The organism is Streptomyces sp. NPDC039462 (assembly GCF_055639375.1).
Genome location: NZ_JBVKAO010000009.1, coordinates 102,580 through 129,051 on the forward strand (window position 1 = coordinate 102,580; position 26,472 = coordinate 129,051).

Genomic DNA, 26,472 nt, shown 5'->3' on the forward strand with positions numbered 1-26,472 from the left:
GATGTTCGACACGGTCCTTGTCGCCAACCGAGGCGAGATCGCGGTCCGCGTCATCCGCACGCTGCGGGCGCTCGGCGTCCGCTCGGTCGCCGTCTTCAGCGACGCGGACGCGGACGCCCGGCACGTGCGCGAGGCCGACACGGCGGTGCGGATCGGCCCCGCGCCCGCCACCGAGAGCTATCTGCGCGTGGACCGCATCCTGGAGGCGGCCGCGAAGTCCGGCGCCCAGGCGGTCCACCCGGGCTACGGCTTCCTCGCGGAGAACGCCGAGTTCGCCCAGGCCTGCGCCGACGCCGGACTCACCTTCATCGGCCCGCCCGCCGCCGCCATCGCCCTCATGGGCGACAAGATCCGCGCCAAGGAGACCGTGAAGGCGGCCGGCGTGCCGGTCGTCCCCGGCTCCTCCGGCAGCGGCCTGACCGACGCCCAACTGGTCGACGCGGCACGCGAGATCGGCACCCCCGTGCTGCTCAAGCCCAGCGCGGGCGGCGGCGGCAAGGGCATGCGCCTGGTGCGGGACGAGACGCTCCTCGCCGACGAGATCGCGGCGGCCCGCCGCGAGGCCCGCGCCTCCTTCGGCGACGACACCCTGCTCGTGGAGCGCTGGGTCGACCGCCCCCGGCACATCGAGATCCAGGTCCTCGCCGACGGCCACGGGCACGTGGTGCACCTGGGCGAGCGCGAGTGCTCCCTCCAGCGCCGCCACCAGAAGATCATCGAGGAGGCGCCCAGCGTCCTCCTGGACGAGGCCACGCGCGCGGCGATGGGCGAGGCCGCGGTCCAGGCCGCCCGCTCCTGCGGGTACGCGGGCGCGGGCACGGTGGAGTTCATCGTGCCGGGCAAGGACCCCTCCTCGTACTACTTCATGGAGATGAACACCCGCCTCCAGGTGGAGCACCCGGTCACCGAGCTCGTCACCGGCCTCGACCTGGTGGAGTGGCAGCTGCGGGTCGCCGCGGGCGAGGAACTCCCCTTCACCCAGGACGACATCACCCTCACCGGGCACGCCGTGGAGGCCCGTGTCTGCGCCGAGGACCCCTCCCGCGGCTTCCTGCCCTCCGGCGGCACGGTCCTCGCCCTGCACGAGCCGCAGGGCGACGGTGTGCGCACCGACTCCGGCCTGAGCGAGGGCACCGAGGTCGGCAGCCTCTACGACCCGATGCTCTCGAAGGTCATCGCGTACGGCCCCGACCGTGCGACGGCGCTCCGCAAGCTGCGGGCCGCCCTCGCGGACACGGTCACCCTCGGCGTCCCGACCAACGCGGGCTTCCTGCGCAGGCTCCTCGCCCACCCGTCCGTGGTCACGGGCGAGCTGGACACCGGCCTCGTGGAGCGCGAGGCGGACTCCCTCGTCCCGGACGGCGTGCCCGAGGAGGTGTACGAGGCGGCGGCCGCCGTGCGCGAGGCCGCGCTCCGGCCCCCGGCGGACGGCTGGACCGACCCCTTCTCCGTGCCGAGCGGCTGGCGCCTCGGGGGCACCCCGACGCCCGTGACGCACTGGCTCAGGGCAGCCGGACTCGAACCCGTCGCCCACCGCCTGCGGGGCACCGACCGCACGGTCACCCCCGACCGCGTGCACGTCACCGTCGACGGCACCCGGCACACCTTCCGGCGCGCCGCCGACTGGCTCGGCCGCGACGGCGACGCCTGGCACATCCAGGACCACGACCCCGTCGCGGCCTCCCTCACCGGCGCCGCGCACGCCGGGGCGGACGCGCTCACCGCCCCCATGCCCGGCACCGTCACCGTCGTGAAGGTCTCCCCCGGCGACCGGGTGGACGCGGGCCAGAGCCTGCTGGTGGTCGAGGCGATGAAGATGGAGCACGTCATCTCCGCCCCGCACGCCGGCACCGTCACGGAGCTCGACGTCACCCCGGGCACGACCGTCGCCATGGACCAGGTCCTCGCCGTCGTCACCCCCGAGGAGGAGCAGGAATGACCAGCACCGAACCGGCCCCCCAGTCCGAGCCCCTGGAGCTCGGGGACGCGCCGCTCCCCATGGTCGTCCCGACCCGCGGCCTGCCCTCCCACGTCCGCATCCACGAGGTCGGCGCCCGCGACGGCCTGCAGAACGAGAGGACGGCTCTCCCCACGGAGATCAAGGCGGAGTTCATCCACCGCCTCGCCGACGCGGGCCTCACGACCGTCGAGGCGACCAGCTTCGTGCACCCCAAGTGGGTGCCCCAACTGGCCGACGCCGAGCAGCTGTTCCCGCTCCTCGGCGACCTCCAGGGCGTCCACCTGCCGGTCCTCGTGCCGAACGAACGCGGCCTGGACCGCGCCCTCGCACTCGGCGCGCACCGCGTCGGGGTCTTCGCCAGCGCCACCGAGTCGTTCTCCCGGGCCAACCTCAACCGCACGGTGGACGAGGCCCTCGCGATGTTCGCCCCGGTGGTCGCCCGCGCGCGTGAGCAGGGCGTGCACGTCCGCGGCTATCTCTCGATGTGCTTCGGCGACCCCTGGGAGGGCGCCGTGCCCATCTCCAAGGTGGTCCGCGTCGCCCGCGCCCTGATCGACATGGGCTGCGACGAGCTGAGCCTCGGCGACACCATCGGCGTGGCCACGCCGGGCCACGTCTCCGCGATGCTCGCCGCGCTCAACGCCGTCCAGGTGCCGACCGACCGCATCGGCGTCCACTTCCACGACACGTACGGCCAGGCGCTCACCAACACCCTCGCCGCCCTGCAGCACGGCGTGACGACGGTGGACGCCTCCGCGGGCGGCCTCGGCGGCTGCCCGTACGCGAAGAGCGCCACCGGGAACCTCGCCACCGAAGACCTCGTGTGGATGCTGCACGGCCTCGGCATCGACACCGGGGTCGACCTCGTCCGGCTCAGCGCCACCAGCGCCTGGATGGCCGACCAGTTGGGCCGGCCCAGCCCCTCCCGCACCGTCCGCGCCCTCACGGCCCGCTCCCACGACGAGCAGACCGCGACCGCCTCCCACCAGGAGCAGTGAAGAACGATGGACCACCGTCTGAGCCCCGAGCACGAGGAACTGCGCCGCACGGTAGAGGCGTTCGCGCACGACGTCGTCGCCCCCAAGATCGGCGACTTCTACGAGCGCCACGAGTTCCCCTACGAGATCGTCCGCGAGATGGGCCGCATGGGCCTGTTCGGCCTGCCCTTCCCCGAGGAGTACGGCGGGATGGGCGGTGACTACTTCGCGCTGGGCATCGCCCTCGAAGAGCTCGCCCGCGTCGACTCGTCCGTGGCGATCACCCTGGAGGCCGGCGTCTCGCTCGGCGCGATGCCGCTGCACCTCTTCGGCACGGAGGAGCAGAAGCGCCAGTGGCTGCCGCGGCTGTGCGCGGGCGAGATGCTCGGCGCGTTCGGCCTGACCGAGCCGGACGGCGGCTCGGACGCGGGCGGCACGCGCACGACGGCGGTGCGCGACGGCGACGACTGGGTGATCAACGGCTCCAAGTGCTTCATCACCAACTCCGGCACGGACATCACCGGCCTGGTCACGGTCACCGCCGTCACCGGCCGCAAGGCGGACGGCCGCCCGCTGATCTCCTCGATCATCGTGCCGTCCGGGACGCCCGGCTTCACGGTGGCCGCGCCCTACTCGAAGGTGGGGTGGAACGCATCGGACACCCGCGAGCTGTCCTTCTCCGACGTCCGGGTGCCCGCGGCGAACCTCCTCGGCGAGGAGGGCCGGGGGTACGCGCAGTTCCTGCGCATCCTCGACGAGGGCCGGATCGCGATCTCCGCGCTCGCCACCGGGCTCGCGCAGGGCTGCGTGGACGAGTCCGTGAAGTACGCCAAGGAGCGGCACGCCTTCGGCAAGCCGATCGGCGCGAACCAGGCGATCCAGTTCAAGATCGCCGACATGGAGACACGGGCGCACATGGCCCGCGTCGGGTGGTACGACGCGGCGTCGCGCCTGGTCGCGGGCGAGCCCTTCAAGAAGGAGGCGGCCATCGCCAAGCTCTACTCCTCGACGGTCGCCGTGGACAACGCCCGCGAGGCCACCCAGATCCACGGCGGGTACGGCTTCATGAACGAGTATCCGGTCGCCCGCATGTGGCGGGACTCGAAGATCCTGGAGATCGGCGAGGGCACGAGCGAGGTGCAGCGCATGCTGATCGCCCGGGAGCTGGGCTTCGCGAGCTGAGCCGGTCGTGACGTGACGTGACGTACGGCGGGCATGAGGGGTCCGCCGAGCCAGAGTTAGCTTAGGTTAACCTAAGCTCTAATTCCGGCCAGCGGCCCCGCCGCCGTACGTCACGAAAGCAGAGACCCCCATGCCCCAGGCCCGCCTCCCCCAGCCTTCCCGCCGCGGCATCCTCGCCGCCGGCGGCGCCCTCGGCCTCACCGCCGTCCTGGCGGCCTGCGGCAGCGAGAAAAAGGACGGGTCCGGCACGGCCGAGGGCGGCGCGGGCAAGTCGGGCCCGTGGAGCTTCAAGGACGACCGCGGCAAGACGGCCGAGAAGGACGCGACGCCGAAGAACATCGTGGCGTTCACGGGTGTCGCCGCGGCCCTCTACGACTACGGCATCGAGGTCAAGGGCGTCTTCGGCCCGACGAAGACCAAGGACGGCAAGCCCGACGTCCAGGCCGGCGACATGGACATCAGCAAGCTGACGATCATCGGCAACGAATGGGGTCAGTTCAAGATCGAGAAGTACGCGGCCCTCGCGCCCGACGTGCTGATCTCCACGATGTTCGACGGCCAGGGCACCCTCTGGTACGTCCCCGAGGAGAGCAAGGACAAGATCCTCAAGCTCGCCCCGAGCGTCGGCATCAGCGTCTACGACCGGCAGCTCACGCACCCGCTGCAGCGCATCCTGGAACTCGCCGAGTCGCTGGGCGCGGACGTGAAGTCCGACAAGGTCGTCAAGGCGAAGAAGCGCTTCGAGGACGCGTCCGAGCGGCTGCGCAAGGTCGCCAAGGCGCACAAGGACATCAAGATCCTGGTCGGCTCCGCGAGCCAGGAGCTGTTCTACGTCTCGGGCACGAACCTCTCGGTCGACCTGGAGTACTTCAAGGCGCTCGGCGTGAACATCATCGAGCCGCCGGAGAAGGCCAAGAAGGAGTCCGGCGGCTGGTTCGAGAACCTCAGCTGGGAGAACGTCGACAAGTACGACGCGGACATCATCATGATGGACAACCGCACCTCCGCGATCCAGCCCGCCGACCTCGACAAGTCCAAGCCGACGTGGAAGAAGCTGCCCGCGGTCAAGGCCGGCCAGGTCATCCCGCGCGTGACGGAGCCGATCTTCTCGTACGACAAGTGCGCACCGATCCTGGAGAACCTCGCGGACGCGATCGAAAAGGCGAAGAAGCTGAAGTAGCCCACGCCTTAATCGCCGTCGACACGCCGCCCCCTTCGCTCACGGAGGGGGCGGTTTCGTTTTGGGGTGCCGGTAAGAACTCCGCCATCGATCCTGCCGGCTTATTGTGCGGTGGCCTCGACGGTGTCCTCCGACTTGCGGGCCAGCAAGTGGGCGTCGAGGAAGCCCCGCTCAGAGGCCGGGTCGTGGAGCAGCCGCGCGAACGTGACGAGCCCGGACCGGGCCAGCAGCTCGGCGAACCGGTCCGCCGGCCAGCTATAGGCGGGCGTCACCTTGTGGTCGAAGCGGACCGGCTCGGGCCCCTCGGTCCCAAAGAAGGACACCAGGAGCAGGCCCCCTGGTGCCAGGACACGCGCCTGCTCGGCGAGCAGCGCGGGCAATTCCCCAGGCGGGGTGTGGATCATCGAGTAGTGGGCCAGCACGCCGCCGAGCGCGCCGTCCTCGACTGGCAGGGCCTCCATGCGCGCCTCGTCGAACTGCAGCGCCGGATGGGCCCGCCGGGCGTGGTCGACCATGGCTGGGGAGAGGTCGAGCCCGAAGGCATCCAGCCCCAGATCATGCAGCATGGCCGTCAGATGTCCGGGCCCGCAGCCGACATCGGCCGCCCGCGGGTTCCCCGTCCCGCGCACGAGCCCGGCGAAGGTGCCGATCATGTTCCGCGAGAACGGCTGCGTCTCCAGCCGGTCCGCGAACATCGACGCATACAGCTCGACGACCCCGTCGTAGGCCGCCCTGGTCTCGTCCTGGTGCTCCGCCACGGGAAGGAAGTTAACACCCGCCGTTCGCAGCTGTTCTCCCACCTCGTGCCGAATCCCGCGCCCGTCGCCGCAGACGCTCTCGCTACCACGACAAGACCACCACCCGGCTCCGCAACGAGGCCGGTGGGACCCGGAGCCGATACGCCGTTGGCAACCACAGTCGGTCACCGACTGGCTGGGTTCCTCGGGAAACCGGCGACAGTTGATTAGGCGATCACACCAGTAAGACCCCTTCGAGCGGGTGGCCGTTCCACCAGGCATCGAGGCGGATGAGGTTGAGCGCAACGGCGGAGAAGACGTGCTCCAGGTGGGTCTTCTGGAGACCGAGGTAGCGGGCACGTCTCATCCCGGTGACCGCGACGGCCTGGTGGATGGTTCCCTCGATGCCCGCGCTCGCGGGGTTGCAGGGAGAGGGTCCGGCCGCCGGTCTTCGAGCGGGTGCACTGGTCGCGCACCGGGCAGGGGCGGCATGTCTCCTTGTCGAACTTGATGACGATGGCCTTGGTACCGCGCAGGGTGGCGGGGCTCCACCAGGTGCTCGTGTCTCCGCGTGGGCAGGTGGCCTGCCGCTTGTCCCAGTCGATGGTGAACGCGGTGCGGTCGAACCCGGCGCCGGCACGCGCCTGAGGTGAGCTGTTCATCAGGACCGGGGTGACCAGGGTGACTCCGAAGTTCTTCTTCATGCCCACGATCAACTCGGCGGAGGCGTAACCGGAGTCGAGGAAGTGCTCGGCGGGCAGGAGATCGCGGGCGGCGAGCATGTGATGGACCGGTTCGGTCATTTCCGCATCGGTCACAGTGGCGTCGGTGGTCGCGATGCTGGTGATCAAGCGCGGCGGCGGTCCGTCGGCTCCAAGGGACGTCGCCTGGCCGGTAGCCGCGTCCAAATCATCGGCATCGTCGCAGGACTCACTGAATCTTTGCTCTCCCGCCGCTTCACCTCCGCTCCGGCTTCGGACACGGTGCGGTGGTAGTTCTGCACCCACATCGTGCGCAGGACCTGCACCGCCGGGAGTTCGCGCAGCCAGGACGGAGCATCAGGGGCATGCACCGCCTCCAGCAGCGCGAACCCGTCCCGGCCGTAGACCAGAGCCATCTCCTCGCGCTTGCTCGTGGAAGCCGACGGATGCCGGGAGTGAGTCCGTGGGCCGTAGCGGTCGGCCCATTCCCGAACGGACACCGCCCCGGCCAGCCAGTCCGGGGCCGCACAGGGCCGGCGCCTCCAGCGTGGCCCGCAGTGTTTCCCCGGCCAGCTCCAGCCTGTTCAGGTCGCGGACCGCCGCCAGCACGCGGGTTGGAGTCGGTGCGCTGCCTGCCTCCCGCCTTCACCAGGCCCCGGGCACCAGCGCCAGCTGGCCCGGTGACCAGCCCGGCCTCCCTCTGGACCCGAACGCCTCGGCGAACTCGGCGTCCGCGAACAACTCGCCCAGCTCGTCACGGACCCACATCGCCAACGGGTACGGGCCCTGTGCCGCCACCGCCCGCGCCACCTGCGCGGTCAGCTCAGGCACGGTCGGCCACGGCCTCGGCCGCATCGACATTCCACACCCCACCCGCGACCGGGATCGCCAAGACGGCCGCTGCTGTCCCGACCAACGAGCCGCCAGCCCCGCCGGGCACGGAATAAGCCAGCAGGATCGCCATCGGCGGCAAACAGCGGCGATCTTGTGGCGAACTCACCCGTTCGAGTGAGTCCCGGTTCGTACAGCTGCGCGGAGTGAAGGCGCGAGAAGACAATCGAGGACCGGCGTGACAGCGAACGTGACTGCCGAGGGGGGGGGAGGGCCCCGGTGGACCGCGACAGTTCCAACGAGCAGCCGACCGGCCTACGCCGAGGTCTCGACGGAATCGGCCGCATCTTGCTGGCGGCGGCCACAGCCGCCACCCCATCGCGGGCCGAACAGGCGAAACGGGCTGCGGAAAGGCGACAGGAAGCGGCAGAACGTGAGGCGCTGCGCGTCGCCCGCGCCGCTCAGGATCCGACCGCGCGTGCCGTCCACACACGGAACGCTCTCCTGCACTGGATGCATCGGCAGTACCACCACGGTCACCGGACTCCGGTCTGCAATGCCTTCATGGGATCTCTCGACGCCTCGCTCGAAGGCATTCCACTGGAGCTCGAAGACGTGCGGGAGGCCATGGAGTGGCTCGCCGAACGAGACCTTGTGGAAGTGATCCACAAGATGAACTGGACGGATCCAGGTCATCGGGAAATCCATACCGCGCACAAGATTTCCCTGACGCGCCTCGGACTTGACTGCGCAGAAAGCGGGATGGCCGTGTCGGAGTTTCTCTACCCCAGGCCCACGTCGACGGGCGACATCTACAACACGACGTTCCAAGCCGAGGCCCGGGGCACCCAAGTAGGCGGACGCCAGAACACCATGAACAACACATGGGGGCTGGAGCCGGACGCGTTGCTGCAATTCGCGGAGGATGCGCTGGCGAGGATTCCGGAGCTCGGCCTCGACGACACCGCCGAGGCCGAGCTCACTGAAGAAGCCACAGCACTGCGTGACGAAGCGTCGGCTCAGCAGCCGAACCGTGCTGCCCTGCGCCGCGCGCACGACGCCGTCATGCGCACGCTGGGGAGGGCCCCGGACTCGGTTGCCGCCCAGTGGTTGCAGGCAGCCGGTACGGCAGCCGTCAACAGCGCGCTCGGCGGATAGGAAGCCACCGCTCTACGCGCTCACATCGAGCCCGGCCACCAAAGACGGGTGTAGTTAGGTTAGGCTTACCTAAGTCAACCCCTCACCCGGAGGACAGCTCATGCGCTCGCACCTGCTCAACGGCACCACCGCGGAGCGGTACCGCAGCTCCGTGACCGAAGGCGTCCCCGTCGAGCGCCGCGTCATCGGCTGGACCGCCGAACGGATCGGCTTCGGGCCGGACGCCGACGGGGTGTTCACCGGCGACAGCGCCGAGTCAGACCTCCAGGCGCTGCTGCTCGCTCGCGAGGCGGCCGGGGAGCGGGACCCCGCCTCCCTGCGGATCCTCACCTCCGAGGCCGCTCTCCCCAGCGTGCGCCGGACGGCCCGGTCGCTCGGCCTCGGCGACGAAGCCGTCGTGGCGGTCCGCACCGACCGGAGCGGGCGCATGCAGATCGTGGCCCTCGCCCGGGCGCTTGAGCGCTGCGTGCGCGACGACCTCTCCCCCATGGCGGTCGTCGCCACCGCGGGCACCGACGACTTCGGGTCCATCGACCCGCTGCCCGAGATCGCCGCGCTCTGCGCGCAGTACGACACCTGGCTGCACGTGGACGCCGCGTACGGCGGCGGGCTGCTCGCCTCGCGCAGGAACCGGCACCTCCTGGACGGCATCGAGCGCGCCGACTCCGTGACCGTGGACTACCGCAAGGCCTTCTTCCAGCCGGCGAGTTCGTCGGCGGTCCTGGTGCGTGCCCCGGGCGCCAGGTCCCTCCTCGCCACCGGTCGGCGCTTCGACGCCCTGGAACTGTGGATGACGCTCCGCGTGGTGGGCGCGAACGGCGTCGGCGACCTCTTCGACGAGGTCTGCGACCTGGCCACCCGCGGCTGGAAACTGCTCGTCGCCGACCCGCGCTTCGACGTGGTGGCCGAGCCGCAGCTGTCCACGCTCGTCTTCCGCTACATCCCCGCGCGGATCTGCGCCCCCTCCGTGATCGACCGCGCCAACCTCTACGCGCGAAAGGCCCTGTGTGCCTCCGGGGACGCGGTGGTGGCGGGCGTCGAGGTGGGCGGCCGGCAGTTCCTGAAGTGCACGCTCCTCGACCCCGGGACGACCGTCGCGGACATCACGGCCGTCCTCGACCTGATCGCCGGCCACGCCGAGCGGTACCTGGGAGAGCGCCTTGACCGTGCTTGCTGACCTCCACCTGCCCACCGGACGCCTCGACCGTGTGAGCCCCGGCCGTGTGGGCCCAGGCCGTGTGAGCCCCGGCCGCGGGAGCCCCGACTTCACGCTCCGGACCCTCGACCCCCTGACCGACTCCGAGCTGCTGCACTCCTGGGTGACGGACCCCCGGGCGGAGCACTGGATGACGCGGGACGCCACCCTGACGGACGTCGAGCGCGCCTACATGGCGATCGCGGCCTCCGGCCACCGCGAGGCCTACCTCGGCCTGTGCGAGGGCGTGCCGTCGTTCCTCGTGGAGTGGTACGACCTGCGGGCCCTGTCCGCCCCCTGACCGAGCGGGGCTCCCGAGACGGTCCTCGGGAGCCCCGCTCCTGAACGTGCCCGGTCCGCCGCCTACTCGACGGGCCAGGGCACCTGCGGCGACTTGTAGTAGCCGATGCCCAGCGCGTCCCAGCGCGGGGCCTGCGCGGCGAGCCGCGCCTTGTACTTCTCCCAGTCGTGCGTGGCCGCGGGCGACCAGCCGAGCTCGGCGATGCCGGGAAGCCGCGGGAACGCCATGTAGTCGAGGTGTGCGGAGGTCGACAGCGTCTCCGTCCACAGCGGCGCCTCGACGCCGAGGATCGAGTCCGCGGGCGCGCCCTTGAGGTACGTGGCCGGGTCCCAGTCGTAGGAGCGCTGCACCTCGACATAGCCCGCCCAGGACAGCCCGAGCGGCGTGTCCTTCGTGTACTTGTGGTCGAGGTAGGAGCGGTCGGCCGGCGAGAGGACCAGCTTGGTGCCGTTCTTCGCGGCGTTCACGACCTGCTCGCGCTCGGCGGCGCCGGTCCTGTCGTAGCCCCAGTACTGCGCGACGGCGCCCTTGGCCGGGTTGGCGCCGGCCAGCTGGTGCCAGCCCATCACCGTCTTGCCGTACTTGGCGACGACCGGCTGCACCTTGTCCATGAAGGCGACGAAGTCCTCGTGGCTGGTGGAGTGCGCCTCGTCGCCGCCGATGTGGATGTACTTGCCGGGCGTCATCGCGGCGAGCTCGCGGATCACGTCGTCCACGAAGTCGTACGTCACGTCCTTCTTCACGCACAGCGAGCTGAAGCCGACCTCGGTACCGGTGTAGAGCGGCGGGGCGACGCCGTCGCAGTTCAGTTCGGCGTACGAGGCGAGCGCGGCGTTGGTGTGCCCCGGCATGTCTATCTCGGGGACGACTTCCACGTACCGCGAGGCGGCGTAGTCGACGATCTCCTTGTACTGCGCCTTCGTGTAGTACCCGCCCTTGCCTCCGCCGACCTGCGTGGAGCCGCCGTACGTGGCGAGGCGCGGCCAGGAGTCGATGGCGATGCGCCAGCCCTGGTCGTCGCTGAGGTGCAGGTGGAGCTTGTTCATCTTGTAGAGGGCGGCCTGGTCGATGGTCCGCTTGACCTGGTCGACGGTGAAGAAGTGCCGGGACACGTCGAGCATCGTGGAGCGGTAGCCGTAGCGCGGCATGTCCTTGACGGTGCCGCCCGCGATGCGCCAGGGGCCCGGCTGCTTCGTCTTCTTCTCGACGGCGGCGGGCAGTTGCTGGCGGACGGTCTGTACGCCGTGGAAGAGCCCTGCGCCGGTCCATGAGGTGATGGTGAGGGAGCCGCGCGCGGAGATGACGCGGTATCCCTCGTCGCCGAGTGCCTTGTTCGCCGGTTCGGCGCTGATGCGCAGCCGGATGCCGTCGCGGCCCTCGCCGGTGGTGACGGGCAGCTTGTAGCCGGTGGAGGGGCGCAGCACCTCGGCGAGGTACTCGCCGACGCGCCGTTCCTCGGGGCTGCCCTTGCCCACGCGGATCCGGGTCTTGGCGGTGATCTCGTATCCGGCGCCGCCCGCCTCGGCCGCCAGGGGCGCGGGGACGACTTGGCCGAGCGGGGTGACGGCGGGGGCCCTCGCCTCGCTCGCGGTGGGCGCCGCGGCGAACGAGGAGATTCCGGCGGCCGCGACGAGCAGCAGCGAGCCGAGGATGCGTGTCGATCTGCTGTGCGATCTCACGAGCGGGTCCCTTCGGGCGCATCTGTGGTGCATCGCAATCGAACGATCCTCCTTGGTAACCCGGGCCCCATAAGGGGTCAAGGGGTGTAGACCAGTTATCCGAGAGGTCGGTGCGAGAATCCCTGCATGGCGGAAATCATCCAGCGCGACGGGACCTGGACCTTCGACGGGAAGACGCTGCGCCTCGTGCCCGGACGCGACAAGAGCGTGTCCCTGTTGCGCGCGACTCTGGGCGAACTGAGCGTCCCCCTGGGGGCGTTGGCGGGCATCGCCTTCGAGCAGGGCAAGAAGTCGGGCCGGTTGCGGCTGCGGCTGCGGGAAGGCGCCGACCCGCTGCTCCAGGCGACGGGCGGGAAGCTGACGGACTCCTCGGACCCGTATCAGCTGACGGTCGATGCGGACCGGTACGGGGTCGCGGAGTACCTGGTCGACGAGGTCCGCAACGCGCATCTGATCGAACAGGTGCCGACCACGCCCTGCGACGCCTATCTCCTCCCCGGCCCGTCCGTGCCGCTGTCCGTCTCCGCGGGGGACGGCACGGCGAGCTTCGACGGGGAGCGCGTACGCCTGGAGTGGAACTGGAAGACGGAGGAGGCGAAGTCGGTGTCCGGCACCCGGTCCCTGGCGCTCGCCGACATCGCGGCGGTCGAGTGGCAGCCGGCGGTCGGCCTGGAGAACGGCTGTCTGCGGTTCACCGTGAAGAACGCGCCGACGAAGGCCCCGCCGAAGTACGACCCGAACTCCGTCGAGCTGTGGGGCTTCAAGAAGGACCCGCTGATGGCCCTGGTCGCCGCCGCGGTCCAGGCCCGGCTGCCGCACCCCTCGGCCCCCGCGGCCCCGGCGGACGCGCCGCCCGCCGTCACCAAGAGCCTCACCCCGCCGCCCCCGGCCGACGACCACGACACGCTGCTGCGCCGCCTGCGCGAACTGGGCGAGCTGCACCAGGGCGGCATCCTCACGGACGAGGAGTTCGCGACGGCCAAGCAGGCGGTCCTGCGCCGCATGTGACCACGGATTCCCTCGCACGTGACCACCGATTCCGGCGCACGTGACCACCGATTCCGGTGCACGTGACCACCGATTCCATGGCGTGCGAGCGCCGATGCGACACGATCCTGCCCGATTCCGGGCAGGATTCTTGCGAAAGGGCATGCGATACCCCAGGATCAACGAATGCACGACGACCTGGTGGACCACCTCACCCGCAGCACCCCGCTCCAGCGGGGCGAAGCGCTGCGGGTCATCCAGGACGTGCTCGCCTACTTCGACGAGACGACCGAACAGTTCGTCCGTCGCCGCCACCGCGAGCTGCAGGGTCAGGGCCTGCTGAACGCGGCGATCTTCGAACAGATCTCGGCGGACCTCGCATACCGCGCGGTCGCACCGCCGGAGCTCACGCTCCGGCAGCTGCGCCGCATCGTCTACGGCTAGGAATCCCTCTATGTGTGGAATCGTCGGATACATCGGCAAGCGTGATGTCGCCCCGCTTCTCCTCGAAGGCCTGCAGCGCCTGGAGTACCGCGGCTACGACTCCGCGGGCATCGCCGTCACCGGCCCCAAGGCCACGGGCCTGAAGACGGTGAAGGCCAAGGGCCGCGTCCGCGACCTGGAGGCGAGGGTCCCCGCCCGCTTCAAGGGCACGACCGGCATCGCCCACACCCGCTGGGCCACCCACGGCGCCCCCTCCGACGAGAACGCCCACCCGCACCTCTCGCAGGACGAGAAGGTCGCCGTCGTCCACAACGGCATCATCGACAACGCCTCCGAGCTGCGCGCCAAGCTCACCGCGGACGGCGTCGAGTTCCTCTCCGAGACGGACACCGAGGTCCTCACCCACCTCATCGCCCGCTCCCAGGCGGACACCCTCGAGGAGAAGGTCCGCGAGGCGCTGCGCCACATCGAGGGCACGTACGGCATCGCCGTCCTGCACGCCGACTTCAACGACCGCATCGTGGTGGCCCGCAACGGCTCCCCGGTCGTCCTCGGCATCGGCGAGAAGGAGATGTTCGTCGCCTCGGACGTCGCCGCGCTCGTCTCGCACACCCGCCAGGTCGTCACCCTCGACGACGGCGAGATGGCCACCATCAAGGCCGACGACTACCGCACCTACACCACCGAGGGCTCGCGCACGACGGCCTCGCCGACCACCGTGGAGTGGGAGGCCGAGTCGTACGACATGGGCGGCCACGACACGTACATGCACAAGGAGATCTTCGAGCAGCCCGACGCGGTCGACCGCGTCCTGCGCGGCCGCATCGACGACCGCTTCTCCACCGTGCACCTCGGCGGCCTCAACCTCGACGCGCACGACGCCCGCAAGGTGCGCCGCGTCAAGATCCTCGGCTGCGGCACCTCGTACCACGCGGGCATGATCGGCGCCCAGATGATCGAGGAGCTGGCCCGCATCCCCGCCGACGCCGAGCCCGCGAGCGAGTTCCGCTACCGCAACCCGGTCGTCGACCCCGACACCCTCTACATCGCGGTCTCGCAGTCCGGCGAGACGTACGACGTGCTGGCCGCCGTGCAGGAGCTGAAGCGCAAGGGCGCCCGCGTCCTCGGCGTCGTGAACGTCGTCGGCTCGGCGATCGCCCGCGAGGCCGACGCGGGCGTGTACGTCCACGCGGGCCCGGAGGTCTGCGTCGTCTCCACCAAGTGCTTCACCAACACCACCGTGGCCTTCGGCCTGCTCGCCCTGCACCTCGGCCGCATCCGCGACCTGTCGGTCTCCGACGGCAAGCGGATCATCGAGGGCCTGCGGAAGCTGCCCGGCCAGATCTCGGAGATCCTCAAGCAGGAGGACGAGATCAAGAAGATCGCCAAGAGCTACGCGGACGCCCGTTCGATGCTCTTCATCGGGCGCGTACGCGGCTACCCCGTCGCCCGTGAGGCCTCCCTCAAGCTCAAGGAGGTCTCGTACATCCACGCCGAGGCCTACCCCGCCTCCGAGCTGAAGCACGGCCCGCTCGCCCTCATCGAGCCCGCCCTGCCGACGGTCGCGATCGTCCCGGACGACGACCTCCTGGAGAAGAACCGCGCCGCCCTCGAGGAGATCAAGGCCCGCAGCGGCAAGATCCTCGCGGTCGCGCACCAGGAGCAGGAGAAGGCCGACCAGACCATCCTCGTCCCGAAGAACGAGAACGAGCTGGACCCGATCCTGATGGGCATCCCGCTCCAGCTCCTCGCCTACCACACGGCGCTGGCGCTCGGCCGGGACATCGACAAGCCGCGCAACCTCGCGAAGTCGGTCACCGTCGAGTAGCCGAACGGCCCCCGTCGAGCCGCGACATGAACGACCCCCCGTGCGTGCCACCAGCGCACAGGGGGTCGTTCCTCAAGGGCCGGGGTCGCCCATTACCCCGACCCGCGCCGCCGACCGTTATGTACCCTTGACGAGGGCGCAAACCACCTCTACGCACGAGTAGATTTATCTGCTCATGGAACCGCCCGCGCACGGGAGTTGAGGGCTGCCGGACCCAACTCGCCGGAAGCCGGGGAGCGTTGCCGGGGAGCGTTACGGAATGACGACGACGGGGCGCTGCGCACGGCGCGCGAGACGGCCCGCGACGGAGCCGAAGATGCGGCCGACGATGCCGTGCGTGGAGCCGACGACGATCGCGTCCGCGCTGTACTCGCGGCCGACCTCCTCCAGCTCGTGGCAGATGTCGCCGCCGCGCTCGACGAGGATCCACGGCACCTCGGCGAGATAGTCCGCGCAGGCCAGCTCCAGGCCGAGCACCTCGGTGCGGTGGTCCGGCACGTCGACGAAGACCGGTGGCTCGCAGCCCGCCCACACCGTGGTGGGCAGCCGGTTGGCGACGTGGACGATGATCAGGCCGGATCCGGAGCGGTGGGCCATGCCGATCGCGTAGGACAGGGCCCGCTCACTGGAGGTCGAGCCGTCGAAGCCGACGACGACACCGTGCCTGAAGGCGGGATCGCAGGAGTGACGCGGTTCTTCCGCCGCTCGGGGGGTCGCTGTCGGATCGGCGACCTGCCGCTTGCGGTCCGCAGGTTCGAAGAATTCGTGACCGGCCATCGGTGTCTCGGCGAAGGAGTCCTCTGTGGGAGGGTCGGCTTTTTCTGGTGGTGCGAAAGTTCAGGACTTGAAAGGTCGTCCGGGAATCATCTTCCCAACCCCATACCCCCAAGGGTACGGCGACACTCCCCTCCTGCCCAGAGCCTGCCCGGGACCTGCGAAGAGCCCCGCACAGAGGCCGCGCCGGGCCTGCACAGGGCCTCCCGGCTTCACCGGAGCATGCATGAGCGTCGCCCGGATGGCAATGGTTGCTGCCTCCTACAGGCGGTTTGCCCACCCGTCCGGCGCCACCCGGCGGCCTCCCCAGTGACCCGCCGGGAAGCCAGGCGTTGGACAGCGCTGGATCTCCGTACGCCACCGCCACAGGGAGCACGCCGTGCCTGGACCTTCGCCCGCGTCCTCACCTTCCACCCTCTTCCCGCCTTCACCCGAGCAAGGCCGGCCGGGCCGGGAGGGCGCGCAGGAGCGTCACCCGGCCGCGGTGCCCGCGCCGCGCGCCCGCGACCCGCGGGACGCGCCCCCGGCGGACTCGGTGAGCGATGTGGTCCGCTGGGCCGCGTTCAGCTGTGTACTGGTCCCCGTCGTGCTCGTCGGGTACGGGGGCTCACTGGCCGGCGCCGCCGGCGCGGCGCTCGGCCTCGTGGCCGTCACCGGGGTCTGCCGGGTGCTCCTGCGGCAGTCCGAACGGGGCGCCGCGCGACTGCTTGCAGAACAGAACAACGGGCACCGGGGACGGCACGGCAGAACGGGCTCGGGGGCGCACAGGGGCACTCGTCACAGTGCCGACAGTGCGCCGGTCGACTGACCAATTCACACACACGCTCCCGTAGCTTTTCAGCCAACTTCCGGGGGCCGTCGATTCCTTGGCCGAACGCCCCCTCAACCCCCGTCCGACCAGGGCTGAAAGACGCGCACGAGCCGCCCGCACCCTACGGGGACCGGCCATGGAGCCAAGGCGCACTTCCCAGCAAGCCGCCCGAGTGCAACGCTTCGTGATCGAATGCTTCACGCCAAGTTGCCATGTCGACAATCTGCCGAGTGATGAACTGGTCACCCCGGCAGCACGGGACGCAGTAGATTCGATCTTGACTGTATTACGGCGGGGGACTGGTGGAGGACCGAGGGGAAACGTGCAGCAGCGACAAGCCAGGCAAGCGCGTCAAGCACGTCAAAAACGTCAAGCACGCCAGGAACAGGGAGCCGCGAAGCCCAAGGGGGGTTTAGCACCATGAGCCACGACTCCACTGCCGCGCCGGAGGCCGCGGCTCGGAAACTCTCGGGGCGGCGCCGCCGGGAGATCGTAGCGGTGCTGCTCTTCAGCGGCGGTCCCATTTTCGAGAGTTCCATACCGCTCTCCGTGTTCGGCATCGACCGGCAGGACGCGGGGGTCCCCCGCTACCGGCTGCTGGTCTGCGCCGGCGAGGAGGGCCCGCTGCGGACCACCGGCGGACTGGAACTCACCGCGCCACACGGCCTGGAGGCCATCGGCCGGGCCGGCACCGTCGTCGTACCGGCCTGGCGGTCGATCACCTCACCGCCGCCGCCGGAAGCGCTCGAAGCGCTGCGCCGCGCGCACGAGGAGGGCGCCCGCATCGTCGGGCTCTGCACCGGCGCGTTCGTGCTCGCCGCGGCGGGACTGCTCGACGGGCGTCCCGCGACCACCCACTGGATGTACGCGCCGACGCTCGCGAAGCGCTATCCGTCCGTCCACGTGGATCCGCGCGAGCTGTTCGTCGACGACGGTGACGTCCTGACGAGCGCCGGCACCGCGGCCGGAATCGATCTCTGTCTGCACATCGTGCGCACGGACCACGGCAACGAAGCGGCGGGCGCGCTCGCCCGCAGGCTCGTGGTGCCGCCGCGCCGGGCCGGCGGCCAGGAGCGCTATCTCGACAGGTCTTTACCCGAGGAGATCGGCGCCGACCCGCTCGCCGAGGTCGTCGCCTGGGCGCTGGAGCACCTCCACGAGCAGTTCGACGTGGAGACCCTGGCCGCGCGCGCGTACATGAGCAGGCGGACCTTCGACCGCAGGTTCCGCTCGCTCACCGGCAGCGCGCCGCTCCAGTGGCTGATCACCCAGCGGGTGCTGCAGGCCCAGCGGCTCCTGGAGACCTCCGACTACTCCGTCGACGAGGTCGCGGGCCGCTGCGGCTTCCGTTCGCCGGTGGCGCTGCGGGGTCACTTCCGGCGCCAGCTGGGTTCGTCGCCCGCCGCCTACCGCGCCGCGTACCGCGCCCGCAGGCCGCAGGGCGAGCGCGTGCTCGAGCCGGTGTCCGCGACGGCGCAGGCCGTGCCCACGCTGGTCGAGGCAGGCCCGGTGCCGACCCAGACCCGGCGCACGGCGGCCGCGAGCGCGCTCGGCCCGTCGACCTCGGTGCCGACCGACTCCGGCAAGCCGAACTCCGACGTGTACGCGCCAGGACGTGCTCCCCTGCCCGGCCAGAGGAGCGCGCCGTAGGGTTGGGGGCATGAACGATCGCATGGTGTGGATCGACTGCGAGATGACCGGGCTCTCGTTGACGGATGACGCACTTATCGAGGTGGCCGCACTGGTCACCGACTCGGAACTGAACGTGCTCGGCGAAGGTGTGGACATCGTGATCCGCCCGCCGGACGCGGCGCTGGAGACCATGCCCGAGGTGGTGCGCGCCATGCACACCGCCTCGGGGCTCCTCGACGAGCTGGCCGGCGGCACCACGCTGGCCGACGCCGAGGAGCAGGTCCTGGCGTACGTACGTGAGCACGTCAAGGAGCCGCGGAAGGCTCCGCTGTGCGGAAACTCGGTCGGCACCGACCGCGGCTTCCTGCTGCGGGACATGGCGACGCTGGAGGAGTACCTCCACTACCGGATCGTCGACGTCTCCTCGATCAAGGAGCTGGCCCGGCGCTGGTATCCGAGGGCGTACTTCAACAGCCCGGACAAGAACGGCAACCACCGCGCGCTCGCCGACATCCGCGAGTCCATCGCCGAGCTGCGCTACTACCGCGAGGCGATCTTCGTGCCGCAGCCCGGCCCGGACTCGGAGACCGCGCGGACGATCGCGGCCAAGCACGTCCTGCCTGCGGAGTAGCCTCCGCGGGTCCCCTTCGTACGGGGTCCGGAAAAGGTGTGCGCGAGCACCCCTTCGGACCCTGTACACTTTTTCTCGGCCGGTCGGAAGAACGACAAAAGACCGGACATGGTGGGTGTAGCTCAGTTGGTAGAGCACCTGGTTGTGGTCCAGGTGGCCGCGGGTTCAAGTCCCGTCACTCACCCTGAAGGAAGGGCCCCGGTTCGAGAGAACCGGGGCCCTTCCGCTTTTCCGTGTTCTCCCACGGGTTTTCCGTGTTCTCCCACGGGCCGACCGCTTCCCCGGGCGTCAGGAAGACGCCCGCTCCACCAGTTCCGTCGGGAGCACCAGCTGGCGCCGCTCCAGGCGCCGGGCGGCCGCGGGGCGGCTGTCCGCGATCTCGGCGAGCAGCAGGTCGATCATCGCCCGCCCCATCTCCTCGATCGGCTGCCGCACGCTCGTCAGCGGCGGGTCCATGTGCCGGGCGATCGCCGAGTCGTCGAAGCCGACGAGCGCCACGTCGTCGGGTATGCGGCGGCCCGCCTCGCGCAGCGCCTGCCGGGCGCCCGCCGCCATCACGTCGGAGCCCGCGAAGACCGCGTCCACCTCGGGGCAGGCGGCGAGGAGCTCCCGCATCGCCCGCCGGCCGCCCTCCTCAGTGAAGTCGCCCGGCACGATCAGCCGCTCGTCCACCGGGCGGCCCGCGTCCCGCAGGGCGGCGCGGTAGCCGTCGAGGCGGCGCTGGGCTCCGTACACGTCGAGGCGGCCCGTGATGGTGGCTATGGAGGTGCGGCCGCGGGAGAGCAGGTGCTCCACGGCCGAGCACGCCCCGGCGTAGTTGTCGGAGTCGACGGAGGGCAGTGCCTCCTCGGCGGAGCGGCGGCCGCTGATCACCGCGGGGATCTCCAGCTGGGACAGCAGGTCGGGCAGCGGGTCGTCGGCGTGCACCGAGACGAGGAGCACCCCGTCGACCCGGTGGGCCGCGAGGTACTGGGCCAGGCGCTGGCGCCGCTGGTCGTTGCCCGCGAAGATCAGCAGCAGCTGCATCTCGGTCTCGCTGAGCTCGGCGCCGACCCCGCGCAGGACGTCGGAGAAGTACGGCTCGGCGAAGAAGCGGGTCTCGGGCTCGGGCACGACCAGGGCGATGGCGTCCGTGCGGTTGGCGGCGAGGGCGCGGGCCGCGGTGTTCGGGACGTACCCCAGTTCGGCGACGGCGGCCTCGACGGCCGTGCGGGTCGCCTCGCTCACCCGGGGCGAGCCGTTGATCACCCGGGAGACCGTCCCCCGGCCGACCCCCGCCCGCGCGGCGACCATTTCCAGAGTGGGCCGGCCGCCACTGCGGCCGCGCGCTGCGTGAGCTGCCATTGTCCGCCTCCCGTCACACTTCCCCCGGCGAGGAATGTAACAGCCCGATCTTTGGCGGGCCGCCGAGCCGGAGCCGGGCCGAACCAGGGGCCTCCCGTAACGGCCCGATAACCGAAGACATAACTCTCTGTCCGGTCCCTTGACACCCCCGTCCCCAGCCACGAGTCTTCAACTCATCACCTGTGGGAGCGCTCCCACACTACCTGACACGTACACAACCCGCACGTTCCCCGCCCGAGCCGCAGCGTGAACCAACGGGCCCAGCAGTGCAGTTGGCCGGGGGGTCGGCACGTCAGGCAACAGGAGGACGTCATGCGCACCAATCACCGCCGGTCCCGCCGACTGGTGGCCTACGCGGCAGCGACCGCGCTGGCCACGGGCCTGCTGACCGCATGTTCGAGCGACGACGACAGTGGCTCGGCAGGCGGCGACGGCAAGATCACGCTCAATGTCGGCACGTTCGGCGTACTGGGCCTGAAGCAGGCCGGTCTCTACGACGAGTACGAGAAGTCGCATCCGAACATCAAGATCAAAGAGAACGTCATCGAGCGGAACGACGCCTACTACCCGAAGCTCCTCACCCAGCTGCAGTCGGGCGCGGGTGTCAACGACGTCGCGGCCATAGAGGTCAGCAACATCACCGAGGTCGTGCAGACCCAGGGCGCCAAGTTCGAGGACTTGAGCAAGGCCGAGGGCGTCAAGAAGTCGACGTATCTCGACTGGAAGTGGCAGCAGGCCACGACCGAGGACGGCAAGACGATCGGCCTCGGCGTCGACATCGGCCCGACGGCGCTCTGCTACCGCAAGGACCTCTTCGAGAAGGCAGGCCTGCCCACCGACCGCGAGAAGCTCGCCGAGGAGTGGGCCGGCGACTGGGACAAGTACGTCGCCATGGGCGAGAAGTACATGAAGAAGGCGCCCGGGGGCAGCAAGTTCGTCGACTCCGCCTCCAGTGTCTACAACGCCGTCTTCGCCGGGGCGAAAGAGCGGTACTACGACAAGGGCGGCAAGGAGATCTACGAGGACAGCCAGGGCCGCAAGGACGCCTGGGCGGCGGCGATGAAGGTCGCGCAGGGCGACATGTCCGCCAAGCTCAAGCAGTTCGACCCGACGTGGGACCAGGGCTTCGCCAACGCCAAGTTCGCGACCGTGGCCTGCCCCGCGTGGATGGCCGGTTACATCCAGGAGAAGACGGGCCCCGAGGGCAAGGGCCAGTGGGACATGGCCAAGGCGCCCACGGACGGCAACTGGGGCGGCACGTTCCTCGGCGTGCCGAGCGCGGGCAAGCACAAGAAGGAGGCGACCGAGCTCGCCGTCTGGCTGACCCAGCCCGAGCAGCTCGCGAAGATCTTCGCCAAGCAGGCCAGCTTCCCGTCCACCCCGTCGGTCTACGACACGCTGAAGCCGTCGCCCGCCACGAAGGCGTACTTCAACGACGCGCCCATCACGGAGATCTACGCCGGCATCGCCAAGAACACCCCCTCGGCCGTCTACGGCCTGAAGGACGCCCAGATCGGCCAGTCCATCACCGACATCGGTGTGCTCCAGGTGGAGCAACAGGGCAAGTCCCCGGCCGAGGGCTGGAAGGCCGCGCAGGAAGAGATCAAGGACGTTCTGGGACAGTGACGCCCATGTCCGAGACCACTGAGTACGCCGAGACCGCGTCCCCCGGTGCGGGGGACGCGGCCCCGGCCGCGTCCGGGAGCCGCAAGGCCTCCCCCACGTCGTCGTGGCGCAGCCGTCTGTACCGCTGGGACATAAAAGCGTCGCCGTACGTCTTCGTCGCCCCCTTCTTCCTCTTCTTCGGCGCCTTCGGCCTCTTCCCGCTGCTCTACACCGGCTGGGCGTCGCTGCACCGCCTGTCGCTGACCAACCTCGACGACAGCACCTGGATCGGCCTGGAGAACTACACCAACCTGCTGCAGAGCGACTACTTCTGGAACGCGCTCGGCAACACCTTCACCATCGGTGTCATCTCCACCGTCCCGCAGCTGGCCGTCGCCCTCGGCATCGCTCACCTGCTCAACTACAAGCTGCGCGGCTCCACGCTGTGGCGCGTGGCGATGCTCGCTCCGTACGCCACGTCGGTGGCGAGCGCCTCGCTGGTCTTCACGCTGCTGTTCGCGTGGGACGGCGGCATGGTCAACTGGATGATCGGGTCGGTGGGCATCGATCCCGTCAACTGGCGTGAGTCGTCGTGGGGTTCGCAGTTCGCGGTGTCCTCGATCGTCATCTGGCGGTGGACCGGGTACAACGCGCTGATCTATCTGGCGGCGATGCAGGCCGTGCCGCACGACCTGTACGAGTCGGCCTCGCTGGACGGCGCCTCGCGCTGGCAGCAGTTCTGGCACGTGACCATCCCGATGCTGCGGCCGACGATCCTGTTCACGGTGGTCGTCTCCACCATCGGGGCGACCCAGCTCTTCGGCGAGCCGCTGCTGTTCGGCGGCACGGCCGGGTCCAAGGGCGGCGCCGACCACCAGTTCCAGACGCTGGGGCTCTATCTGTACGACCAGGGCTGGATCAACGGCCACCTGGGCCGGGCGTCCGCGGTCGCCTGGCTGATGTTCGTGATCCTGCTGCTCATCGCCGCGGTCAATCTGCTGATCGCCCGACGATTGAGGAAGGACCGATGAAGGCCCGCACGGTGGACCCGAAGTCCGGAGGGCGTCGGCTGGGTCCGAAGGCCGGCCGCACGATGCACGCGGGGCCCGTCACCTACCTCGTCCTCGCGCTGTTCACGGCCGTCTCGCTGGCGCCGCTGATCTGGACGGCGATCGCGGCCTCGCGGACGAGCGGGCGGCTCGCCCAGACCCCGCCGCCCCTGTGGTTCGGCGGCAACCTCTTCAAGAACCTCGAACGGGCCTGGACCGAGGCGAGCCTCGGCGACGCGATGCTCAACACCACGATCGTGGCGGGCAGCATCACCATCGGCACGGTCCTGTTCTCCACCATCGCCGGCTTCGCCTTCGCCAAGCTGAAGTTCAGGTTCAGCGGGGCGCTGCTCCTGCTGACCATCGGCACGATGATGGTGCCGCCGCAGCTCAGCGTCGTACCGCTCTATCTGTGGGTCGCCGACCTGCAGTGGACGAACCAGCTCCAGGCGGTGATCCTGCCGACGTTCGTGAGCGCCTTCGGTGTCTTCTTCATGCGGCAGTACCTCACGCAGGCGCTGCCGAGCGAGCTGATCGAGGCGGCGCGGATGGACGGGGCCAGCAGCCTGCGGATCATCTGGCACGTGGTGTTCCCCGCGGCGCGGCCCGCGATGGCCGTCCTCGGGCTGCTCACGTTCGTCATGGCCTGGAACGACTTCCTGTGGCCGATCATCGCGCTCAACCAGTCGAACCCGACCGTCCAGGTGGCGCTCAACTCCCTGGGTACGGGCTACATCCCCGACCGGGCGGTGATCATGGCGGGTGCGCTGCTCGGCACGCTGCCGCTGCTGCTCGCGTTCGTCCTGTTCGGCAAGCAGATCGTGAGCGGCATCATGCAGGGCGCGGTCAAGGGCTGAACTCCCCGGGAGCCTCCGGGCTCCCGGGCCTCCCCCGCCCTCACCCCCGCTTCGCCTTCCTCTCGTACCCCTTTCCTCTCTCCCGTGGGAGCGCTTCCATGTCCGAATCCCTTGCCTTTCCCGCCGACTTCCTCTGGGGCACCGCCACCTCCGCGTACCAGATCGAGGGTGCCGTGCGTGAGGACGGCCGCACGCCCTCCATCTGGGACACCTTCAGCCACACCCCGGGCCGGACGGCCGGCGGCGACACCGGTGACATCGCCGTCGAGCACTACCACCGCTACCGCGACGACGTGGAGCTCATGGCGGACCTGGGCCTGAACGCCTACCGGTTCTCCGTCTCCTGGTCCCGCGTGCAGCCCACCGGGCGCGGCCCCGCCGTCCAGCGGGGCCTGGACTTCTACCGGCGCCTCGTCGACGAGCTGCTCGGCCGCGGCATCCAGCCCGCCCTGACCCTCTACCACTGGGACCTGCCGCAGGAGCTTGAGGACGCGGGCGGCTGGCCGGCGCGCGAGACGGCGTACCGGTTCGCCGAGTACGCGGGCATCGTCGGCGAGGCGCTCGGCGACCGCGTCCCGTCCTGGATCACCCTCAACGAACCCTGGTGCAGCGCCTTCCTCGGCTACGGCTCCGGCGTGCACGCCCCCGGCCGCACCGACCCGGCGGCCGCCCTGCACGCCGCCCACCACCTGAACCTCGCGCACGGCCTGGGCACCCAGGCGCTGCGCGCCGTCCTGCCGGCCCGCGCCGGTGTCGCGGTGAGCCTCAACTCCGCGGTGGTCAGGGCGGTCTCCGACGCGCCGGGCGACCAGGACGCCCGGCGGCGCATCGACAACCTCGCCAACGGCGTCTTCCACGGCCCGATGCTGCACGGCGCCTACCCGGCGGACCTGTTCGCGGACACGGCCCGGATCACCGACTGGTCCTGCGTGCAGGACGGCGACCTGGCCGCCATCCACCAGCCGCTGGACGCACTCGGCCTCAACTACTACACGCCCGCCCTTGTCTCGGCCGCGCCGGACGGCTCCGCGACCCGGCGCGCCGACGGGCACGGGGTGAGCGAGCACTCCCCGTGGCCGGGCTCCGACGACGTCGCCTTCCACCAGACGCCGGGCGAGCGCACCGAGATGGGCTGGACCATCGACCCGACGGGCCTGCACGAGCTGATCATGCGGTACTCCCGGGAGGCGCCCGGGCTCCCGATGTACATCACGGAGAACGGCGCGGCCTACGACGACAAGCCAGACCCGGACGGCCGCGTCCACGACCCGGAGCGCATCGCCTATCTGCACGGCCACCTGAGCGCCGTCCGCCGCGCCATCGCCGACGGCGCCGACGTGCGCGGCTATTACCTGTGGTCGCTCCTGGACAACTTCGAGTGGTCGTACGGCTACGGCAAGCGGTTCGGCGCGGTCTACGTCGACTACGAGACGCAGGTCCGCACCCCGAAGTCCAGCGCCCACTGGTACGCGACGGTCGCGGGGGCGGGCGCGCTGCCCGCGGAGTCCGTCGTGGGCTGACGGGTGCGGGCAGGGCGGCGTCCCGGCCGGGGGTTCGCTACTTGTACGCGGCGAACGCCTTCGTGAACTCCAGCGGCTGCTGCTCCATGGACGAGCACGTCGGCTGCGCGGAGCCGGACGCGCCGCCCTCGCAGGCCTTGTCGCGGGTCGAGGACCACATGGAGAGCCGGCCGACGCCCTTGGACTCGGCGAACTTCACGAGCTCGGTGGCGTCCTCGGTCCTGAAGACCTCGGTGGTGACGTCGTTGACGCCGATCATCGGGGTGACGGCGACGGTCTGCCACGCGGCCTTGTCGGAGAGGCCGAGCGCGGTCTTGAGCTGCTTCTGCGTGGCGGTGGCGGCCTGGATCGCGTACTCGCCCATGTCGCCGCTGTAGGCGGGCCCGTAGTCCATGGCCATGATGTTGACCGCGTCGATCCGCACGCCGTTCTTCTTCGCGTCGGTGAGCAGGTCGACGCCGGGTTGCGTCAGGCCCTCGGGCATCACGGGCAGCGTGAACGACACGTCCAGGTCCGGGTGCCGCTCCTGCAGTTGAGCGATCGCGCGGGCGCGGCGGGTGTTGGCCGCGGTGTCGGGCAGCGCGGCGCCCTCGATGTCGAAGTCGACCTTGGTCAGGTCGTACGCGTCGACGACCTTGCCGTACGCCGCGGCGAGGGAGTCGGCGCTGTCGCACTTCAGGCCCAGCTCGGAACCGGCCGCGCCGCCGAAGGAGACGCGGACGTCGCCGCCCTTGGCGCGCAGGCCGTCGATCTGCGCGGCCACCTTGTCGTCACCGAGTCCGGTGGTGCCGCCCCACAGCGGCTCGCAGCCGCCGCCGGAGGTGATGAACGCGAGGTTGAACTCCTTCACGCCGGTCTTCTCCGCGGTGTCGAGGAGGTCGTAGGCCGGGGCGAGGGAGGTGTCGACGAAGGGCGCGAACTTCGCCTTCGCGGGGGCAGCCTTCGTCTGTGCGGGGGCGGCCTTCGTCGCGAGCGCCGTCCCGGAGAAGAGAAACGCGCCGCCGCCGACGAGGGACGCGGCGACGAGTCCGCCGACGACCTTGGACCGGGTGCTGACCGTGCGCCGGTGCGTGCTGCTCATGGCGTGCC

At 70.4% G+C, this 26,472-nt stretch carries 23 protein-coding genes, 1 tRNA gene and 1 pseudogene; 18 read left to right on the plus strand and 7 right to left on the minus strand.

What is annotated here, in order from left to right; genetic code table 11:
* Nucleotide 1: 1 nt before the first annotated feature.
* The 4 genes from ACZ7LU_RS35795 to ACZ7LU_RS35810 all read left to right on the plus strand — a co-directional run bounded on the left by ACZ7LU_RS35795 (nt 2) and on the right by ACZ7LU_RS35810 (nt 5,299).
* Nucleotides 2–1,939: an acetyl/propionyl/methylcrotonyl-CoA carboxylase subunit alpha gene (locus ACZ7LU_RS35795; protein ID WP_471919283.1), complete on the plus strand. Its 1,938-nt coding sequence runs from the start codon at nt 2–4 to the stop codon at nt 1,937–1,939.
* Nucleotides 1,936–2,958 (plus strand): hydroxymethylglutaryl-CoA lyase, encoded by a 1,023-nt coding sequence (locus tag ACZ7LU_RS35800; RefSeq protein ID WP_471919137.1) that lies wholly within the window; start codon nt 1,936–1,938, stop codon nt 2,956–2,958. The genes ACZ7LU_RS35795 and ACZ7LU_RS35800 overlap by 4 nt, the downstream gene beginning before the upstream one ends.
* Nucleotides 2,959–2,964: 6 nt before the next feature.
* Nucleotides 2,965–4,119, plus strand: coding sequence for an acyl-CoA dehydrogenase family protein (locus tag ACZ7LU_RS35805; RefSeq protein WP_398297995.1), 1,155 nt, complete (start codon nt 2,965–2,967; stop codon nt 4,117–4,119).
* Nucleotides 4,120–4,249: 130 nt separating this feature from the next.
* Nucleotides 4,250–5,299, plus strand: a complete 1,050-nt coding sequence (locus tag ACZ7LU_RS35810; RefSeq protein ID WP_471919138.1) for an ABC transporter substrate-binding protein — start codon at nt 4,250–4,252, stop codon at nt 5,297–5,299.
* Nucleotides 5,300–5,400: 101 nt separating this feature from the next.
* Here ACZ7LU_RS35810 and ACZ7LU_RS35815 read toward each other — a convergent pair whose 3' ends face one another.
* The 3 genes from ACZ7LU_RS35815 to ACZ7LU_RS35825 all read right to left on the minus strand — a co-directional run bounded on the left by ACZ7LU_RS35815 (nt 5,401) and on the right by ACZ7LU_RS35825 (nt 7,568).
* Nucleotides 5,401–6,057, minus strand: a complete 657-nt coding sequence (locus ACZ7LU_RS35815; RefSeq protein WP_471919139.1) for a class I SAM-dependent methyltransferase — start codon at nt 6,055–6,057, stop codon at nt 5,401–5,403.
* Nucleotides 6,058–6,263: 206 nt separating this feature from the next.
* Nucleotides 6,264–6,887: a transposase gene (locus ACZ7LU_RS35820; protein WP_471919140.1), complete on the minus strand. Its 624-nt coding sequence runs from the start codon at nt 6,885–6,887 to the stop codon at nt 6,264–6,266.
* A 495-nt stretch (nt 6,888–7,382) separates the two neighbouring features.
* Nucleotides 7,383–7,568 (minus strand): hypothetical protein, encoded by a 186-nt coding sequence (locus ACZ7LU_RS35825; protein ID WP_471919141.1) that lies wholly within the window; start codon nt 7,566–7,568, stop codon nt 7,383–7,385.
* Between the two features lie 279 nt (nt 7,569–7,847).
* Between ACZ7LU_RS35825 and ACZ7LU_RS35830 the strand changes: the two genes are divergently transcribed.
* From ACZ7LU_RS35830 to ACZ7LU_RS35840, 3 genes and pseudogenes are all read left to right on the plus strand, one after another.
* Nucleotides 7,848–8,726, plus strand: a complete 879-nt coding sequence (locus ACZ7LU_RS35830) for a hypothetical protein (RefSeq protein WP_471919142.1) — start codon at nt 7,848–7,850, stop codon at nt 8,724–8,726.
* A 160-nt stretch (nt 8,727–8,886) separates the two neighbouring features.
* Nucleotides 8,887–9,903: pseudogene (locus ACZ7LU_RS35835) on the plus strand (pyridoxal phosphate-dependent decarboxylase family protein); the annotation flags it as partial.
* Nucleotides 9,893–10,222, plus strand: a complete 330-nt coding sequence (locus ACZ7LU_RS35840) for a GNAT family N-acetyltransferase (protein ID WP_471919284.1) — start codon at nt 9,893–9,895, stop codon at nt 10,220–10,222. The pseudogene ACZ7LU_RS35835 and the gene ACZ7LU_RS35840, both read left to right, overlap by 11 nt.
* Nucleotides 10,223–10,284: 62 nt before the next feature.
* Here ACZ7LU_RS35840 and ACZ7LU_RS35845 read toward each other — a convergent pair whose 3' ends face one another.
* The gene (locus ACZ7LU_RS35845) at nt 10,285–11,934 is read right to left on the minus strand and encodes a beta-N-acetylhexosaminidase (RefSeq protein ID WP_471919143.1); all 1,650 of its coding nucleotides are present in this window, start codon (nt 11,932–11,934) and stop codon (nt 10,285–10,287) included.
* 93 nt (nt 11,935–12,027) lie between these two features.
* Here ACZ7LU_RS35845 and ACZ7LU_RS35850 point away from each other — a divergent pair, with 93 nt between their 5' ends.
* From ACZ7LU_RS35850 to glmS, 3 genes are all read left to right on the plus strand, one after another.
* On the plus strand, nt 12,028–12,909 hold the full coding sequence (locus ACZ7LU_RS35850) for a DUF4429 domain-containing protein (RefSeq protein WP_471919144.1): 882 nt from the start codon (nt 12,028–12,030) through the stop codon (nt 12,907–12,909).
* A gap of 165 nt (nt 12,910–13,074) precedes the next feature.
* A complete protein-coding gene (locus tag ACZ7LU_RS35855; RefSeq protein WP_398298003.1) occupies nt 13,075–13,332 on the plus strand; it encodes a hypothetical protein in 258 nt (85 codons plus the stop codon).
* A gap of 10 nt (nt 13,333–13,342) precedes the next feature.
* Nucleotides 13,343–15,160 (plus strand): glutamine--fructose-6-phosphate transaminase (isomerizing), encoded by a 1,818-nt coding sequence (gene glmS, locus ACZ7LU_RS35860; RefSeq protein ID WP_468082837.1) that lies wholly within the window; start codon nt 13,343–13,345, stop codon nt 15,158–15,160.
* 252 nt (nt 15,161–15,412) lie between these two features.
* Here glmS and ACZ7LU_RS35865 read toward each other — a convergent pair whose 3' ends face one another.
* Complete coding sequence (locus ACZ7LU_RS35865) at nt 15,413–15,937, minus strand: universal stress protein (RefSeq protein WP_398298007.1); 525 nt, start codon at nt 15,935–15,937, stop codon at nt 15,413–15,415.
* 376 nt (nt 15,938–16,313) lie between these two features.
* Here ACZ7LU_RS35865 and ACZ7LU_RS35870 point away from each other — a divergent pair, with 376 nt between their 5' ends.
* The 4 genes from ACZ7LU_RS35870 to ACZ7LU_RS35885 all read left to right on the plus strand — a co-directional run bounded on the left by ACZ7LU_RS35870 (nt 16,314) and on the right by ACZ7LU_RS35885 (nt 19,192).
* Nucleotides 16,314–16,742: a hypothetical protein gene (locus tag ACZ7LU_RS35870; RefSeq protein WP_468082836.1), complete on the plus strand. Its 429-nt coding sequence runs from the start codon at nt 16,314–16,316 to the stop codon at nt 16,740–16,742.
* A 423-nt stretch (nt 16,743–17,165) separates the two neighbouring features.
* Nucleotides 17,166–18,395 (plus strand): helix-turn-helix domain-containing protein, encoded by a 1,230-nt coding sequence (locus ACZ7LU_RS35875; RefSeq protein ID WP_398298011.1) that lies wholly within the window; start codon nt 17,166–17,168, stop codon nt 18,393–18,395.
* Between the two features lie 10 nt (nt 18,396–18,405).
* Complete coding sequence (gene orn, locus ACZ7LU_RS35880; RefSeq protein WP_398298012.1) at nt 18,406–19,008, plus strand: oligoribonuclease; 603 nt, start codon at nt 18,406–18,408, stop codon at nt 19,006–19,008.
* 111 nt (nt 19,009–19,119) lie between these two features.
* Nucleotides 19,120–19,192, plus strand: a tRNA-His gene (locus ACZ7LU_RS35885).
* A 104-nt stretch (nt 19,193–19,296) separates the two neighbouring features.
* On the opposite strand, the gene ACZ7LU_RS35890 is transcribed toward ACZ7LU_RS35885, so the two are convergent.
* On the minus strand, nt 19,297–20,352 hold the full coding sequence (locus ACZ7LU_RS35890) for a LacI family DNA-binding transcriptional regulator (protein WP_398298013.1): 1,056 nt from the start codon (nt 20,350–20,352) through the stop codon (nt 19,297–19,299).
* 312 nt (nt 20,353–20,664) lie between these two features.
* On the opposite strand from ACZ7LU_RS35890, the gene ACZ7LU_RS35895 reads away from it, so the two are divergent.
* The 4 genes from ACZ7LU_RS35895 (at nt 20,665) to ACZ7LU_RS35910 (ending at nt 25,383) form a co-directional block, all read left to right on the plus strand.
* Nucleotides 20,665–21,978 (plus strand): extracellular solute-binding protein, encoded by a 1,314-nt coding sequence (locus tag ACZ7LU_RS35895; protein WP_471919145.1) that lies wholly within the window; start codon nt 20,665–20,667, stop codon nt 21,976–21,978.
* A 5-nt stretch (nt 21,979–21,983) separates the two neighbouring features.
* Nucleotides 21,984–22,988 (plus strand): carbohydrate ABC transporter permease, encoded by a 1,005-nt coding sequence (locus ACZ7LU_RS35900; protein WP_468560308.1) that lies wholly within the window; start codon nt 21,984–21,986, stop codon nt 22,986–22,988.
* Entirely contained in the window at nt 22,985–23,863 is an 879-nt protein-coding gene (locus tag ACZ7LU_RS35905; protein ID WP_468082829.1) for a carbohydrate ABC transporter permease, read from the plus strand. The genes ACZ7LU_RS35900 and ACZ7LU_RS35905 overlap by 4 nt, the downstream gene beginning before the upstream one ends.
* 98 nt (nt 23,864–23,961) lie before the next feature.
* Nucleotides 23,962–25,383, plus strand: coding sequence for a GH1 family beta-glucosidase (locus ACZ7LU_RS35910; RefSeq protein ID WP_471919146.1), 1,422 nt, complete (start codon nt 23,962–23,964; stop codon nt 25,381–25,383).
* A 37-nt stretch (nt 25,384–25,420) separates the two neighbouring features.
* Here ACZ7LU_RS35910 and ACZ7LU_RS35915 read toward each other — a convergent pair whose 3' ends face one another.
* Nucleotides 25,421–26,464 (minus strand): chitinase, encoded by a 1,044-nt coding sequence (locus ACZ7LU_RS35915; protein WP_471919147.1) that lies wholly within the window; start codon nt 26,462–26,464, stop codon nt 25,421–25,423.
* Between the last annotated feature and the right edge of the window lie 8 nt (nt 26,465–26,472).

Bases quoted from the DNA above. Each gene is read 5' to 3' on its own strand.
- ACZ7LU_RS35850 (WP_471919144.1), top strand. From the start codon at position 12,028: ATGGCGGAAATCATCCAGCGCGACGGGACCTGGACCTTCGACGGGAAG.
- glmS (WP_468082837.1), top strand. From the start codon at position 13,343: ATGTGTGGAATCGTCGGATACATCGGCAAGCGTGATGTCGCCCCGCTT.
- ACZ7LU_RS35810 (WP_471919138.1), top strand. From the start codon at position 4,250: ATGCCCCAGGCCCGCCTCCCCCAGCCTTCCCGCCGCGGCATCCTCGCC.
- ACZ7LU_RS35900 (WP_468560308.1), top strand. From the start codon at position 21,984: ATGTCCGAGACCACTGAGTACGCCGAGACCGCGTCCCCCGGTGCGGGG.
- ACZ7LU_RS35915 (WP_471919147.1), bottom strand. From the start codon at position 26,464: ATGAGCAGCACGCACCGGCGCACGGTCAGCACCCGGTCCAAGGTCGTC.
- ACZ7LU_RS35795 (WP_471919283.1), top strand. From the start codon at position 2: ATGTTCGACACGGTCCTTGTCGCCAACCGAGGCGAGATCGCGGTCCGC.
- ACZ7LU_RS35910 (WP_471919146.1), top strand. From the start codon at position 23,962: ATGTCCGAATCCCTTGCCTTTCCCGCCGACTTCCTCTGGGGCACCGCC.
- ACZ7LU_RS35800 (WP_471919137.1), top strand. From the start codon at position 1,936: ATGACCAGCACCGAACCGGCCCCCCAGTCCGAGCCCCTGGAGCTCGGG.
- ACZ7LU_RS35890 (WP_398298013.1), bottom strand. From the start codon at position 20,352: ATGGCAGCTCACGCAGCGCGCGGCCGCAGTGGCGGCCGGCCCACTCTG.
- ACZ7LU_RS35905 (WP_468082829.1), top strand. From the start codon at position 22,985: ATGAAGGCCCGCACGGTGGACCCGAAGTCCGGAGGGCGTCGGCTGGGT.
- orn (WP_398298012.1), top strand. From the start codon at position 18,406: ATGAACGATCGCATGGTGTGGATCGACTGCGAGATGACCGGGCTCTCG.
- ACZ7LU_RS35865 (WP_398298007.1), bottom strand. From the start codon at position 15,937: ATGGCCGGTCACGAATTCTTCGAACCTGCGGACCGCAAGCGGCAGGTC.
- ACZ7LU_RS35875 (WP_398298011.1), top strand. From the start codon at position 17,166: ATGAGCCACGACTCCACTGCCGCGCCGGAGGCCGCGGCTCGGAAACTC.
- ACZ7LU_RS35805 (WP_398297995.1), top strand. From the start codon at position 2,965: ATGGACCACCGTCTGAGCCCCGAGCACGAGGAACTGCGCCGCACGGTA.
- ACZ7LU_RS35895 (WP_471919145.1), top strand. From the start codon at position 20,665: ATGCGCACCAATCACCGCCGGTCCCGCCGACTGGTGGCCTACGCGGCA.
- ACZ7LU_RS35855 (WP_398298003.1), top strand. From the start codon at position 13,075: ATGCACGACGACCTGGTGGACCACCTCACCCGCAGCACCCCGCTCCAG.
- ACZ7LU_RS35845 (WP_471919143.1), bottom strand. From the start codon at position 11,934: ATGCACCACAGATGCGCCCGAAGGGACCCGCTCGTGAGATCGCACAGC.